Annotated in this window: 14 protein-coding genes; 10 read left to right on the top strand and 4 right to left on the bottom strand. The window is 68.5% G+C overall.

Annotated features, from left to right (window positions below; genetic code table 11):
- Nucleotides 1–5 precede the first annotated feature (5 nt).
- Nucleotides 6–1400 (top strand): ABC transporter substrate-binding protein, encoded by a 1395-nt coding sequence (locus AB0K12_RS29525; RefSeq protein WP_364568132.1) that lies wholly within the window; start codon nucleotides 6–8, stop codon nucleotides 1398–1400.
- Nucleotides 1401–1558: 158 nt separating this feature from the next.
- On the opposite strand, the gene AB0K12_RS29520 is transcribed toward AB0K12_RS29525, so the two are convergent.
- Together AB0K12_RS29520 and AB0K12_RS29515 are read right to left on the bottom strand one after the other, a co-directional pair.
- Nucleotides 1559–1810 carry a hypothetical protein gene (locus tag AB0K12_RS29520; protein WP_364568129.1) on the bottom strand — a complete coding sequence of 84 codons (252 nt, stop codon included), beginning with the start codon at nucleotides 1808–1810 and terminating at the stop codon, nucleotides 1559–1561.
- Nucleotides 1811–2186: 376 nt separating this feature from the next.
- Entirely contained in the window at nucleotides 2187–3146 is a 960-nt protein-coding gene (locus AB0K12_RS29515) for a radical SAM protein (protein WP_364568126.1), read from the bottom strand.
- Nucleotides 3147–3263: 117 nt separating this feature from the next.
- On the opposite strand from AB0K12_RS29515, the gene AB0K12_RS29510 reads away from it, so the two are divergent.
- The 6 genes from AB0K12_RS29510 (at nucleotide 3264) to AB0K12_RS29485 (ending at nucleotide 7727) form a co-directional block, all read left to right on the top strand.
- The gene (locus AB0K12_RS29510; protein WP_345407234.1) at nucleotides 3264–3587 is read left to right on the top strand and encodes a multidrug efflux SMR transporter; all 324 of its coding nucleotides are present in this window, start codon (nucleotides 3264–3266) and stop codon (nucleotides 3585–3587) included.
- The gene (locus tag AB0K12_RS29505) at nucleotides 3584–4429 is read left to right on the top strand and encodes a DUF952 domain-containing protein (protein ID WP_364568123.1); all 846 of its coding nucleotides are present in this window, start codon (nucleotides 3584–3586) and stop codon (nucleotides 4427–4429) included. Before AB0K12_RS29510 ends, AB0K12_RS29505 begins: the two co-directional genes overlap by 4 nt.
- Nucleotides 4430–4438: 9 nt before the next feature.
- Nucleotides 4439–4813: a nuclear transport factor 2 family protein gene (locus AB0K12_RS29500; protein WP_364568120.1), complete on the top strand. Its 375-nt coding sequence runs from the start codon at nucleotides 4439–4441 to the stop codon at nucleotides 4811–4813.
- 709 nt (nucleotides 4814–5522) lie between these two features.
- On the top strand, nucleotides 5523–5993 hold the full coding sequence (locus AB0K12_RS29495; protein WP_364568118.1) for a hypothetical protein: 471 nt from the start codon (nucleotides 5523–5525) through the stop codon (nucleotides 5991–5993).
- 394 nt (nucleotides 5994–6387) lie between these two features.
- Nucleotides 6388–6642 carry a hypothetical protein gene (locus AB0K12_RS29490; protein ID WP_364568115.1) on the top strand — a complete coding sequence of 85 codons (255 nt, stop codon included), beginning with the start codon at nucleotides 6388–6390 and terminating at the stop codon, nucleotides 6640–6642.
- 569 nt (nucleotides 6643–7211) lie between these two features.
- Nucleotides 7212–7727, top strand: a complete 516-nt coding sequence (locus AB0K12_RS29485) for a GNAT family N-acetyltransferase (protein WP_364568113.1) — start codon at nucleotides 7212–7214, stop codon at nucleotides 7725–7727.
- A gap of 406 nt (nucleotides 7728–8133) precedes the next feature.
- Here the strand turns inward: AB0K12_RS29485 and AB0K12_RS29480 are convergent, their stop codons facing one another.
- Nucleotides 8134–8982, bottom strand: coding sequence for a family 16 glycosylhydrolase (locus AB0K12_RS29480; protein WP_364568110.1), 849 nt, complete (start codon nucleotides 8980–8982; stop codon nucleotides 8134–8136).
- 135 nt (nucleotides 8983–9117) lie between these two features.
- On the opposite strand from AB0K12_RS29480, the gene AB0K12_RS29475 reads away from it, so the two are divergent.
- Nucleotides 9118–9312, top strand: a complete 195-nt coding sequence (locus tag AB0K12_RS29475) for a hypothetical protein (RefSeq protein WP_364568107.1) — start codon at nucleotides 9118–9120, stop codon at nucleotides 9310–9312.
- Between the two features lie 145 nt (nucleotides 9313–9457).
- Here the strand turns inward: AB0K12_RS29475 and AB0K12_RS29470 are convergent, their stop codons facing one another.
- Nucleotides 9458–9832: a hypothetical protein gene (locus tag AB0K12_RS29470; protein WP_364568104.1), complete on the bottom strand. Its 375-nt coding sequence runs from the start codon at nucleotides 9830–9832 to the stop codon at nucleotides 9458–9460.
- A gap of 539 nt (nucleotides 9833–10371) precedes the next feature.
- On the opposite strand from AB0K12_RS29470, the gene AB0K12_RS29465 reads away from it, so the two are divergent.
- Nucleotides 10372–12075, top strand: coding sequence for an enoyl-CoA hydratase-related protein (locus AB0K12_RS29465; RefSeq protein WP_364568101.1), 1704 nt, complete (start codon nucleotides 10372–10374; stop codon nucleotides 12073–12075).
- 16 nt (nucleotides 12076–12091) lie between these two features.
- The gene (locus tag AB0K12_RS29460; RefSeq protein ID WP_364568098.1) at nucleotides 12092–13621 is read left to right on the top strand and encodes a UDP-N-acetylglucosamine 1-carboxyvinyltransferase; all 1530 of its coding nucleotides are present in this window, start codon (nucleotides 12092–12094) and stop codon (nucleotides 13619–13621) included.
- Nucleotides 13622–13710: the final 89 nt, after the last annotated feature.

The raw sequence follows: 13710 nt of genomic DNA, 5'->3' as shown, positions 1-13710 counted from the left end.
CCCCCATGGCATCTCCCCGAACCCGGCACCTGCGCGGCGCACTGGCCGTCGCGGCCGCGCTGTCGCTCACCCTGGCGGGCTGCGGCAGCGACGGCGGCTCAGGCGAGGGCGGTGAGGCCGCCACCGCCCCCGGCCCCGACGCGATCACCGAGCCCGTCGAGATCGAGTTCTGGCACTCCATGAAGGAGAAGAACGAGCTCGCCATCAAGGCAATGGTCGACGACTTCAAGAAGGCCAACCCCAACATCACCGTCAAACCGGTCTTCAAGGGCGACTACGACCAGATGATCGTCGCCTACAAGCAGGCCGTCCAGCAGGAGGCCACCCCGCCGCTCGTGCAGATCTACGACATCGGCTCCCGCTTCATGTACGACGCCCAGCAGGTCGTGCCGATGTACAAGTTCATCGAGGCCGACAAGTTCGACCAGAACGCCAACATCGAACCCAACATCGCCAGCTACTACTCCATCCAGGGCAAGCTCTGGTCGATGCCGTTCAACTCCTCCGCGCCGCTGCTCTACATGAACGCCGACGCCGTACGCAAGGCCGGCCTCGACCCCGACAAGCCCCCGGCGACGCTGGACGAGATCGGCGAATGGGCCAAGAAGCTCACCGTCAAGGAGGGCGGCACCGTCAAGCAGTACGGCTTCAACGCCGCCCTGTACGGCTGGTTCGTCGAACAGCTCACCGCCCAGGACAACGCCGAGTACTGCGACAACGGCAACGGCAGGAACGGCCTGGCCACCAAGGTCAACTTCGGCACCGGCGCCGGCCCCAAGTTCGCCGAATGGCTCGGCACCCTGGTCAAGGAGGGCTACGCCACCAACACCGGCCGCCCCACCGACCAGGCCCAGAACGCCTTCAAGACCGGCACCGTCGCCCTGCACCTGGAATCCACCTCCGCCCTCGGCGGCTACACCCAGGCCGCCGAGGGCAAGTTCGAGCTGAAGACCGCGCCGTTCCCCAAGCCGTCGGCCTCCTCCAGCGGCGGCACCATCATCGGCGGCGCGTCGCTGTGGATCGACGCCGTCGGCCACAGCGACGCAGAAAAGCGCGCCGCCTGGGAGTTCGTGAAGTTCTCCAACACGCCCGAGCAGCAGGCCAAGTGGCACGCCGCGACCGGGTACGTGCCGGTCAACCCGCAGGCCAAGTCCAACGACGACGCCAACTTCCAGGTCGCCGTCACCCAGCTGCGCGCCCAGCAGCCCTCGCCGGCCACCTCCGGCTGCCTGCTCGGCATCATGCCCGAAGCCAGGAAGGCCGCCGAGGTCGGCCTGGAGCAGGCCGTCCCCGCCGGCGCCGGCCAGGAGCCGAAGACCTCGGCCCAGCAGGCCATGCAGGCGGCGGCTGACGGGCTGCAGCAGGCCATCCAGAAGTACAACGCCAACGTCGGCCAGTAGCGGCACGCCCGAGGTGATCAGGCAGGGGTGATCAGGCAGGGGTGCCCCAGCCGCGGCGAGCGGCCAGCAGCCCCGCCTGGCCGGGAATAGGGCGCTCCGCGAGGAGAATCCTCGCGGAGCGCCGGATGCGCTGGCGCTAGTGGAGCGCCCAGCCGCTTCTAGTCGTCCTCGACCTCATCTGCGTCCTTGCAGAACTCGGTCCTCCACTTTCCGTGCCTGTAGCACTGCTTGCACCAGTCGCCGTAGACGGTCTTCCAGCGGCACTTGACCGCGGCGTTTCCCGGTGCGGCGCTCTGCCCGGCGACGGTGCAGTTCGTGTCGGTGACGGTGGCGGCTTGAGAGCTGACAGGGCTGCTGATCACCAGCGTGGACGAGGCCACGGCCATGGCGACGAGAAGTCGTTTCACCATTGGTCTCCTCCTGATGGAGGGAAGAGTCCCAGGTCCGGCCTGGAACAGTCGAAGCGTCGTTCACGGGTGTACGAACGTCACCCCAACGGCGCTATGGACAATTCCACGCTAGCGACGGTCGCCCAAGACGTCCCCCCACCAGCGGCAAAGCTCAATTTTCGAACAATCGGCCCTATATTCCGTGCGAACGGCACCAACGAATCTCGCCGTGAGGTCGGCACTGCAAGGAGAACCGCTACATCGCGTGCACACGGCGATACGGACTCCCGTCTCGCCACGCCGCCTGAGACGATCTTCTCTTCCCCGGCCGGGCCAGCCTGACGCCGGGCTTGCTGAACGGTTCGGAAAAGCGTCCGGCTGACGAGTTCGAGCGCCCCTACACCAGCGCCAGCTGAGCCGCCTTCGGCTCACCCGGCACCGGCTCAGGAGCACCACACTCCATCCCGTACACCCGGCACAGCTGCGCGATCTGCCCCGTGATACGCCGCTCGTAACCCTCCGACGGCGACCCCGCCCGGTCGTACAGCTCCTCATACCGCTCCACCAGAGCCGGATGAGCCCGCCCCAGCCACTCCAGATACCACTCCCGCGTCCCCGACGGCAGCCGCAGCACCACCGGCTCCACCACCCGCGCACCCGTCGCCGCGATCCGCCGCACCGTCGCCCCCAGCTGATCGGCCGCGTCACTCAGCAACGGCAGCACCGGAGCCATCAGCACCCGGCACTCCACCCCCGCCTCCACCAGCGCCGACACCAGCTCCAGCCGAGCCTGCGCCGTCGGCGCGCCCGGCTCCACCGCCCGCCGGATCCGCTCGTCCACGAACGCGATCGACACCGCCACCCGCGCACCCGCCCGCACCAGCAACGGCGCATCCCGCACCACCAGCGCACTCTTGGTGTAAACCGTGAACGGCGTCCCCGAAGCCGCCAGCGCCCCGATCACCCCCGGCATCAGCCGGTACGTCTCCTCCGCCGCCTGATAACAGTCACCACCCACCCCCACCGCCAGCTCCTGCCCGTCCCACCGCGCAAGCTCCGCCCGCAACCGCTCCACCACGTTCGGCCGCACCACGATCCGCTCGTCGAAATCCGCCCCCGCACCCAGCCCCAGCCGCCGATGCCCCGCCCGCGCACCGCACCCCCGGCACGCATGAGCACACCCGCGATAGGGGGAGACGGCCCACTGCTGGACGATGCCCGCCGCGGGCGGCACCCGCTCGATCACCGTACGGGCCTGCATCTCGTAAAAACCGCCACGCACCACCGCACGCCGCTCGATCAGCGGCCGATCATCGGCAGCCTCGTCATCGACCAACGCCAGCACGTCCCAACCCACGCCACCAGTGGAACACGTTTTCGACAGCGTTTTCAAGCAGTTCCCGCCAACGCGGACCCGGGGGAGAAGAGCCCTAAAATTCGGTACGCCCGTACCACTTCACTCCGGGGAGACCCCATGGCCTGGCTCCTGCTCGCCCTCGCCATCGCCTCAGAAGTCCTCGCCACCAGCGCACTCAAACTCTCCAACGGCCTGACCCACCTCGGCTGGAGCATCGTCGTCGCCGCCGGCTACCTCACCTCCTTCGCCCTGCTCGCCCGCGTACTCAAACTCCACCTCGACATGGGCACCGCCTACGCCGTCTGGTCAGGCGCCGGCACCGCCGCCATCGCCCTCATCGGCGCCGCCTTCATGGGCGAGACCCTCACCGCCCTCAAGATCGGCGGTATCCTCCTCATCATCGCCGGCGTCGTCGTCCTCAACCTCGCAGGTGGCCATTGACCCCACACGGCAGCCCCGCCCAAGACCGCAGCAGACGCCGCCGCGCCACCCTCCTCGACGCCGCCGTCCACCTGCTCACCCACGGCGGATTCGCCGCCGTCACCCACCGCGCCGTCGCCCACCGCGCCGGCCTGCCCCTGGCCGCCACCACCTACTACTTCACCTCACGCGACCAGCTCATCGCCGAAGCCTTCGCCCAGCTCGTCGACCGCGAACTCGCCACCACCCGCACCTGGATCACCCGCCACGGCCCCCACCGCCTCCTCGACCAGGTCGCCGCCGCCGACCACACCCGCCAGCTCGCCCTGTGGGAGCTCTACGTCCACGCCGGCCGCGACCCCGCCCTGCAGGCCCTCGCCCGCCGCTGGAGCGACGGCTGCCTCCGCATCCTCGCCGACACCCTCCGCCTGCCGCCCGACGACCCCCGCCTGCGCCTGCTCCACACCACCGTCTCCACCCTCTGGCTCGAGCACCTCGTCGAACGCCGCCCCCTCGACGAAGCCCGCACCCTGCTCACCCTCGCCATCGAGCACGCCATAATGAGGCCCGTGATCCACCACCTCGCCCTGCACGCCGACTGGCAGCACGCCCAGAACGCGGGGGAGTACCGCATCTCCACCCTCGGCCGCACCCTCGACGACGAAGGCTTCATCCACTGCAGCCGCGACCTCGCCCAGCTGCGCACCGTCCACGACACCTTCTACGCCGACGTCACCGAGCCGCTGCTGGTCCTCGACATCGACCCCACCGGCCTCGACGTCCGCGTCGAGAACGGCTACCCCCACCTTTACGGGCCCCTGCCGCTGACCGCCGTCACCGCCGCCCGCCCCTACACGCCCTGAAGACCCGCCATGGACACCAGGACCGCCGCTCAGCGCTTCGCCGACACCTGGCAGCACGGCTGGACCCACCACGACACCGACGCCATCATCGCCCTCTACCACGACGACGCCGAACACCTCAGCATGCCCTTCCGCCCGCCCCACCGCGGCAAGAAGGCCATCGCCGACTACATCACCTGGTCCTTCAGCGGCGAGACCGACCCCCACGTCACCTTCGCCACCCCGATCGTCGACGGAGACCAGGCCGCCATCGAGTTCCGCGTCCACGCCCACGAGGACGGCCGCCCCGTCACCCTCGCGGGCTGCGTCTTCGCCCGCTTCACCCCCGACGGGCTCGCCATCCGCACCCGCGACTACTGGCACACCACCGACGGCCACACCTGACCGCCGGCCGTCGACCGGTCAGCGCACCACCCGCAACGGCACCGGCCCAGCAAGAACCGGCGCGGGGGAGGGCTCCCGCCGGGGCTGCGCCTGCACCCGAGGCTGCGGCCGAGTCGGCTGCGCCTGCTGCTGTGCAAGCCGCTGCTCCTGCTCGGCCGTCCGCCGCTCCGCGCAACCACCCGCGCAGTACCCGTTCGTCACGATCAGCCGACCACGCAACGTCGTGTACGCATCCTTCCCCGAAGCGGGAAGAACCCCCCGGCACACCGGGCATAACACCGACTCAGTCCCCACGTGCTGCTCCTCTCGCGGCGCGAATAGCAGGAGCTCCACCCTAAAACGCCACCCCCAGCGGGCGACACCCAATCAACACACAGTCAATTCCGCCGTCAAAGCCCCCACCGGGCCGCCCCGGCCGCTGAAACCCCCGCTCAACACCCCCGATATCACCCTGCGCACGCACCCCGACACGGCTAAAAAATCTCCACACCGGCACACCCATCCCACCGGCGGGGGAGCGGCACCCCACCCCGCCGACCAGCACCCATCACGCTACGCACCCCCGCCCCACCTGCGAGAAACCGGCAAAACCCGCCATTTCCCGACTTCCACTGCGCGCCACCGCACAATAAGCACCTGCATTACGCACACAAACACCGCCAAATGTGCGCCACCTCACAAACCCCGAATTCCATGTGATTCTGAAGCAATGGCGCACCCACCCCCACAACCACCCCCACAACCACCCCCACAACCACCCCCACAACCACGCACCACCACCACCATCGCCATCGCACTGGCCGGCTCCACCGCCGCCGCCTGGGCCGCCCTCCACCTCACCCCCGGCATCCACCTCGACGGCCCGCCCGCACACCAGGCCCAGGCCATCGCCATCACCGCACTCCTCCTGCTCGCCACCACCCTCGCCGGCCGCATCACCCTCCACCGCACCCACCCCCACACCCCAGCCCCACTCCGCCCCGCCACCCTCGCCATCCCCCTCCTGCTGACCCCAGCCGCCCTATGGCTGTCCGCACTGCTGTGCACCACCCTCGGCCTGCCCTTACGCATCGACGGCCCCACCGCCATCCTCACCGGCTGGCTCATCATCGGCGCCGTACGCCTCCTCATGGGCGCCGCACTCAAACTCCTCACCCCGGCGCTGCGACCCCATACCTGAGAACGAAACCCCCTCAACTCGAGAACGAGACACGATCAGCCCTCGGGAGCGACCACCCGCCTGGCCGTCGCCCTCCTCACTGACCATCCCCGCCGGCCTCGGCATCGACGGACTCATCGCTTTCGGGGGGAGGAGCGGCACTCGGACTCCTCACCGAGCACTCGCGGGGCCGGCACGCTCGAGCGGATGGCCGTCGCGGCGCTGCTCATCGTCCCGCTGCTGCTTGCCGCTCAGGCGCTGCTGTGGTGGGCGCACCGGCGCCGGCTGAGCGGGCGCACGGTCACGTCCTTCCGACAGGGGATCCCGCGGAACGGTCTACTTGACATAATGTTCATTATCAAGCAACGAGCCGCCGCGGTGAATAAAGCCCGCGCACCCGGGCAGTCGCCTGCACATGCCCGCCCTCGCCATCACCACACCGAGCCTCGTCGCGATCACCGCGGTGATCACCGCCGCAGCCATCTGGCTGATCATCTTCGCTGTCCGGCTCACCAGGAACCCGCGCAACAGGCCGACGGTCAGCATCGACCTCGTCGATCAAGCACGAGAGCTGAAGGCGGTCGGCCAGATCCAGGAAGCCGTCTTCCTCGTACGCGGCGAAACCGGCATGAGCCAGCGCGCGGCCGCGCGCTTCGTCAACCGTTTATGACCCCCGGCCCCCGCTTCCGGCCGCCCTCATCCTCGATTGTGATACCAGACAGAATGTGGGTTCTGTCTGGTATAGCGTATTTCATCCCGTTCATGCCGATTTAGCGTCGTATGGCGGGACGCGTGATGGCGTCCCATCGCAGATGACCTGCTCGGTGTCTCACGCGACCTGCTCTCGTTCCGCGCTTGTCTCACTTAACCTGCTCCCTGCGGCCGCTTCCGGGGGCGTGCATCTGGGCTCGCGTCTCAATTGACCTGCACCGTGATCACGGTTGTCTCAATCAATCCCGTCGGGCGTTTAGCCATATCTGGTCGCTGCGCTCATCACCTCCACCACCACACCTATCCGTCAGGTCATCACGCCATCGACTATCCCGAGATCGTCGCTCTGACAGGCCTTCTCGCTTCCACCCACTGGCGGTTGCCGGCCGCGAGCGGAGGTCCCTCCCTCGCCTACTTCAACCGCGAAGTGCAACGCCGCGTCGTGCCGAACCACACCATGCCCGCGCTTCAGAACGACCCCGTGGGACGCTGGGTCGCCCGAAGAGCACCCCGCTGGAAAGGAATTCAGTGACCCCCCTACGCCGCACACCAGTGCCCACCCAGAGACTCACCTTCCGCGAAATGACAGTTGACGACCTCGACGACATGGCGGAACTGTTGGGCGACCCCGAGGTCATGCGGTACTACCCGAGGCCCAAGACCCGCGACGAAGCCTTGGGCTGGATCGAATGGAACCAGCGTCTCTACGCAGAACACGGCCACGGATTGTGGCTGATCACGCTTCAGGACACCGGCGAGTTCGTCGGCAACTGTGGCTTGACCGTGCAAAACGTCGAGGGAGCCATCCACGTTGAGATCGGCTACCTTGTCCGAGCCGATCTCCAGGGTAACGGCTACGCTACCGAAGCCGCAGTCGCCTGCCGCGACCACGCTCGCGACGCCCTTCACCTCGATCGGCTCATCGCGATCATCAACCCCGACAACGTGCCATCTCAACGCGTTGCGGAGAAGCTTGGTCTCACGCTTGAACGCTCGGCGACCTGGAACGACCGAAAGGTGAGCATCTACGCCGGGAACATCTGATCGACGGGAGTAGCCATCCGGCGAGATGTTTTGCAGCGAACCATCTCGCCGGGCAGATCAGATGAGACGTTGCTCAACAAACGCTGCTAACAGAGCAGATCAGATGAGCCTTACGAAGGCGGGATGTCTCAAACGATCTGCTCCCTGGCCAGGCAGGGTCTTGGACGGTGAGCGGATCGTTTGAGACGGGACAGACGCGTGATGGCGTCCCATCGCGGCGCTCGACGTGGACGCGGCCACGCGGCGAGTGGATCCCCTGGAAGAAGCCGGTGTGAAGGCGGTGCCCGCGCGCCGGAGGCGGTGCAGGAGCGCGGGCAGGTCGCGTCCGGCCTCGAATCACAGGGGCCGCTCCCCTACCCCGCCAGGCTCGCGGCCAGGAGTTCCCCTCGCTTCAGGTCACGGACGGTCACCAGTTACGAGTGCGGCCGAACCAGACATTTCGGGCTTGGAAAGTGGTGTCGCCGCTGGGACCGGGCTGCTGGGGCCATTCGGGGTCGCCGGGTTCGACGCCGGAGGCCCAGGAGCCCATCTGCAGGTTGATGATGAGGTACTGCGGGATGCCGGCCCAGCCGACGCCGCGGTGGGTGGCCTGCCATTGGCCGTCGAAGTAGTAGTCGAGCAGGACGTCGTCGCCGTCCTTCTCCATCCAGAGGCGGTAGCGGTGCCAGGCGCCGGGGTCGGCGACGGGTAGTGGGGTGCGTTCTGCGGGGTCGTTCTCGCCGGCGGCTTTGGTCCAGGTGTTGAAGAGGTTGGTGGAGTCGCCGACGTATTCGAGGATGTCGCTCTCGGGGGGCCAGTCGGGGTAGATGCCGGTGGTCCAGAAGGCGGGCCAGATGCCTTGGCCGGTCTGGGTGCGGAATTCGCCTTCGATGTCGTACTCGGGGAATTGGTCGTTGATGAGGATGGGGGTTGTGGCGTGGACGGCGCCGGAGTGGTACCAGATGGGGGCGTTCGGGTTCGAGGGGCTGTTCTCGGTGCTGGTGGCGAGGCGGGTGGCGGTGAGGGTGAGGACGCCGCCGGAGAGGGTGGCCTTGCCGGGGAGCATTTTGGCGGCGCCGTTGTGGTATTGGCCCCAGGGGTAACCGTGCTGCCAGCCGGCGGTGAAGCTGGCCTGGTCGTCGAATGACGTCTTTTCGACGATGTTCTCCCAGGTGGGGGCGGTGGCGCGGGCGGGGGTGGCGAGTCCTAAGAGGCCGGCGGCTGTTGTGGTGCCGAGGGTGAGGAGGGTGCGGCGGTTGAGGGTGTGGTCGGGCATGTGGCTCCTTTCTTGATCATTGTCAGTCGTACGGTAGAGGGTTTCGGGGTGTGGTGGGTGCGGTAGCTATGAGTCACTTATCATGACTCATAGTGATTGGACGGGATTATGTTTCGAGTCGGTGTCGTCGCCGCTGTGCTCGCGTTCGGTGCCGTGCTGCCGGTGGGCGTCGCGTCGGCCGCTTCGGCTGAAGTGCTCCGGGCGGGGACGGTCACGATCGCCGGCTGTGTGCTCGGGGCCGGGATCGTCATGCCTAGTTCGTCGAGTCCGACGCGGCTGGTGTGTGTCGGGGGGCTGCACAACGGCAAGCCGGTGGGCGGTATCGCCTGATCGGGTGCCCGTGGCGGGGTGGCCGCTCCCCCGCGCCCGCTCGGGGCTGTTGTTCCGGGGCGGTGATGTGTGCGGTCGCTGACCATGCAGGAGTGGCGGCGGTATATCCAGGAGCGGCCGTTCGGGCGGATGTGGGCTTGAGCGGTCAGGTGAGGGTGACGTCGCCGCCCGCGGGGTGTTGGCAGCGGCCGTGGGGGCGGGGGCGATCGAGTTGGCGGCATTCCCAGGTGGTGCCGTCCACGTTGACGGTGAAGTTGGGGAGGTCGTCGCCTGGGGTGGGGCGGTTGCGGTGGTAGGCGTCGGCGACGTGGCGGGCGGTGGTGCAGGCGGTGGTGGGTGGGGTGGGGAGGTCTGCGGTGATGTGGAGGCCGGTGGGGGTTCGGCCGCAGTCGGTGGTGCGGGCGGCTGCGGATGGTGGGTGGGCGGCGGTGTCGTGAGTCGGTGGTGTGGTGGTGCAGGCGGTGGTACAGGCGGTGGTGAGGGCGAGGGTGGCGGTCAGGGTGGTGAGGGTGGTGTGCATGGTGTGTCCCCCTTCTCTGGTCAGGATGCGGGGTGACGACCGGTGGGTGGGTGTCGTGGGGGTGAAGGTCGGTTCAAGGGGTTTTGGGGGTGCGGGAAGTCGGGGTGGGCGGGCGGGTTTGGATCGTGGTGGGGTGGGGTTGTGTCAAGGGGCCGGCGGTGGATTCTGTCCTGGGCGTGACCTGGGGTGGGGTGGTGGGGCGGGATGCTGGGGGTGTGGTGATGTGTCTCGCATGGGCGGGCTGTCATCGCCGGGGGCGCTCGGGCTACTCCCCCGCTCGGGCGCCCCTTTTTCGTTGGGGGTGGGGGGCTGTGACCTGGCGGGATCTTACGGGGCAAAGCGGGTCAATCTGGGGCTGCGGACGTGGCTTTTTGCCGTGATTGGTCACCAGCAGTGGAAGTTTCATGTCAGCATCATGTGCATGTATGGGTCATATGGGACTGCCGTAAAGGGTCGTGACGCGTGCGGCGATCCGCCGTCCGCCTGGTAGCCCCTCCCCTGGTGACCGCTGCTCCCCTGTTCGGAAAGAAGTTCCCGCGTTGCGTATCTTGCTGCTCTGTTCCTCCTTCAACGGCCTGACCCAGCGCGCCTGGCTCGAGTTGCGCCGTTCCGGGCATGACGTCGGTGTCGAGCTGGCCATCTCGCAGGAGCAGATGACGGAGGCGGCCGAGCTGCACAAGCCCGATCTGATCATCTGCCCGTTCCTGAAGGAGCGGGTGCCGGACGCGTTGTGGCGCACCCACCGTACGGTGATCATCCACCCGGGGCCGCCCGGTGACCGGGGCCCGTCCTCGCTGGACTGGGCGATCGCCGACGCCGAGCCCGAGTGGGGCGTCACGGCGCTGCAGGCGGTGGAGGAGATGGACGCCGGCCCCATCTGGGGGTACCGGACGTTCCCGATGCCGGCCGAGCCGCCGCGCAAGTCGGCGCTGTACAACGGGCCGGTCTCGGACGCGGCGGTCGAGCTGGTGGCGGAGGTGGCGGACAAGGCGGCCGATCCGGCGTTCGTGCCGGTGCCGCTGGACTACCGCTCGCCGGAGGTGCGGGGCCGGTTGCGGCGGGCGATGCGGCACGCCGACCGGGAGTTCTCCTGGAGCGAGCCGACCGAGGACATCCTGCGGCGGGTGCGCGCGGCCGACGGCGCGCCCGGCGGGCGGGTGGTTCTGTGTGACCTGCCGGTGCGGGTGTTCGACGTCTACCGGGGCCCTGAGCTGGCGGGGACGCCCGGTGAGGTGGCGGGGCGCCGGGAGGGCGCGGTGCTGGTGCACACCGGTGACGGCACGCTGTGGGTGGGTCATGTGAAGGTCGAGCGGGAGGGCGGCATCAAGCTGCCGGCGACGCTGGCGCTGGGCGACCTGGTGGCGGGGGCGCCGCAGCGGTCGGGCTACAGCGAGATCACCTACGACCGCAGCGAGGGCGTGGGCGTGGTGAGCTTCGACTTCTACAACGGCGCGATGTCGACCGATCAGTGCCGGCGGCTGGCCTCGGCGCTGCGGTACGCGGTCTCGCAGGACACGCGGGTGCTGGTGGTGCGCGGTGGCGAGGTGTTCTCCAACGGCATCCACCTGAACGTGATCGAGGCGGCGCAGCAGCCGGAGCTGGAGGCGTGGATGAACATCAACGCCATCAACGCGGTGTGCCGGGAGATCGTGGGCTGCACGAGCCAGCTGGTGGTGACCTCGATCGGGGGCAACGCCGGTGCGGGCGGGGTGATGATGGGGCTGGGCGCCGACCGGGTGATCGTGCGTGACTCGGTGGTGCTGAACCCGCATTACCGCACGATGGGGTTGTTCGGCAGCGAGTACTGGACGTATTCGCTGACGCGCCGGGTGGGTGCGGAGCGGGCGCGGGCTTTGACGCAGGAGGCGTTGCCGATCGGCGCGGCGGAGGCGGTGGAGTTCGGGCTGGCCGACAAGGCGCTGTCGGGTTCGCGGCTGGACTTCGAGCGGCGGGTGCTGGAGTACGCCGAGCGGCTGGCGGCCGATCCGGGTTATGACCGGTTCCTGGCGGGCAGGCGGCATGCGCGGGAGGCCGATGAGCGGCGTAAGCCGCTGGACGCCTATCGGGCGGAGGAGCTGGCGGAGATGAGCCGGGACATGTTCGACGATCAGAACGGCTTCCGGCAGGCGCGGCAGGCGTTCGTGCACAAGGCGAAGGCGCAGGCGACGCCGGAGCATCTGGCGCGTCTTCGGGAGTTGTCCGGCGCGTCGGCACCCTCGGACGCAACTACATCTCATATGTGAGATATGGTTCGCTGTTGTGGCAGATGATTACCTTGTGCGGATCGGCCGGCTGATCCGGGACGCTCGCCAGCATCGCGGTTGGACGCAGCTGCAGCTGGCGGATGCGCTGGCGACGAGCCAGAGCGCGGTGAACCGGATCGAGCGCGGAAACCAGAACATCAGTCTTGAGATGATCGCCCGGATCGGCGAGGCGCTCGACAGTGAGATCGTCTCGCTCGGTTATGCCGGGCCGATGCATCTGCGGGTGGTGGGCGGCCGCCGGTTGTCGGGCAGCATCGACGTCAAGACGTCGAAGAACGCGTGCGTGGCGCTGCTGTGCGCGTCGCTGCTCAACTCCGGCCGGACGATCCTGCGCAAGGTGGCGCGGATCGAGGAGGTGTACCGCATCCTGGAGGTGCTGGCCTCGATCGGGGTGCGGGCGCGCTGGATCAACGAGGGCAGTGACCTGGAGATCGTGCCGCCGTCCCGGCTGGAGCTGGAGGCGATGGACACCGAGGCGGCGCGCCGTACCCGGAGCGTGATCATGTTCCTGGGTCCGCTGATGCACCGCACGGAGCAGTTCCAGATCCCGTACGCGGGCGGCTGTGACCTGGGCACGCGTACGGTGCAGCCGCACATGTCGGCGTTGCGGCACTTCGGGCTCGACATCACCGCGACGGGTGGTTTCTACCATGCGCGGGTGGATCGCGGGGTGGCGCCGTCGCGGCCGATCGTGCTGACCGAGCGGGGCGACACGGTGACGGAGAACGCGCTGCTGGCCGCCGCCCGCCACGACGGGGTGACGGTGATCCGCAACGCCTCGTCCAACTACATGGTGCAGGACCTGTGCTTCTTCCTGGAGCAGCTGGGCGTGCGGGTGGAGGGCATCGGCACGACGACGCTGACGGTGCACGGGGTGCCGCACATCGAGCGGGACGTCGACTACTCCCCGTCCGAGGACCCGGTGGAGGCGATGAGCCTGCTGGCGGCGGCGGTGGTGACGTCGTCGGAGCTGACGATCTGCCGGGTGCCGGTGGAGTTCCTGGAGATCGAGCTCGCGGTGCTGGAGGAGATGGGGCTCGATCACGATCGGGGCGGCGAGTACGCGGCGGCGAACGGCCGTACGCGGCTGGTGGACCTGACGGTGCGGCCCTCGAAGCTGGTCTCCCCCATCGACAAGATCCACCCGATGCCGTTCCCCGGCCTGAACATCGACAACGTGCCGTTCTTCGCGGCGATCGCGGCCTCGGCGCAGGGGTCGACGCTGATCCACGACTGGGTGTACGACAACCGTGCGATCTACCTGACGGAGCTGACCCGGCTGGGCGCGTCGGTGAAGCTGCTGGACCCGCACCGGGTGCTGGTGGAGGGGCCGACGCGGTGGCGCAGCGCGGAGATGATGTGCCCGCCGGCGTTGCGGCCCGCGGTGGTGGTGCTGCTGGCGATGATGGCGGCCGAGGGCACGTCCGTGCTGCGCAACGTGTATGTGATCAACCGGGGGTATGAGGATCTGGCCGAGCGGCTGAACGCGCTGGGCGCGCGGATCGAGACCTTCCGCGACATCTGACCCTGTCCCTATCTGACCCTGTCCTTTGAGCGGCGCGGCCCCCCGCTCGTCAGTCAGGGGGCCCCGCCGCTGTCAAAGCCGCGAGGCGC

This window comes from Nonomuraea sp. NPDC049419, from assembly GCF_040676995.1.
Taxonomy (GTDB): domain Bacteria; phylum Actinomycetota; class Actinomycetes; order Streptosporangiales; family Streptosporangiaceae; genus Nonomuraea; species Nonomuraea salmonea.
This window is presented reverse-complemented; position numbering and strand designations above follow the sequence as displayed.

Coding starts and splice junctions, on each gene's coding strand:
- AB0K12_RS29495 (WP_364568118.1), top strand. CDS start 5,523: ATGGCGCACCCACCCCCACAACCACCCCCACAACCACCCCCACAACCA.
- AB0K12_RS29510 (WP_345407234.1), top strand. CDS start 3,264: ATGGCCTGGCTCCTGCTCGCCCTCGCCATCGCCTCAGAAGTCCTCGCC.
- AB0K12_RS29470 (WP_364568104.1), bottom strand. CDS start 9,832: ATGCACACCACCCTCACCACCCTGACCGCCACCCTCGCCCTCACCACC.
- AB0K12_RS29525 (WP_364568132.1), top strand. CDS start 6: ATGGCATCTCCCCGAACCCGGCACCTGCGCGGCGCACTGGCCGTCGCG.
- AB0K12_RS29480 (WP_364568110.1), bottom strand. CDS start 8,982: ATGCCCGACCACACCCTCAACCGCCGCACCCTCCTCACCCTCGGCACC.
- AB0K12_RS29500 (WP_364568120.1), top strand. CDS start 4,439: ATGGACACCAGGACCGCCGCTCAGCGCTTCGCCGACACCTGGCAGCAC.
- AB0K12_RS29520 (WP_364568129.1), bottom strand. CDS start 1,810: ATGGTGAAACGACTTCTCGTCGCCATGGCCGTGGCCTCGTCCACGCTG.
- AB0K12_RS29490 (WP_364568115.1), top strand. CDS start 6,388: ATGCCCGCCCTCGCCATCACCACACCGAGCCTCGTCGCGATCACCGCG.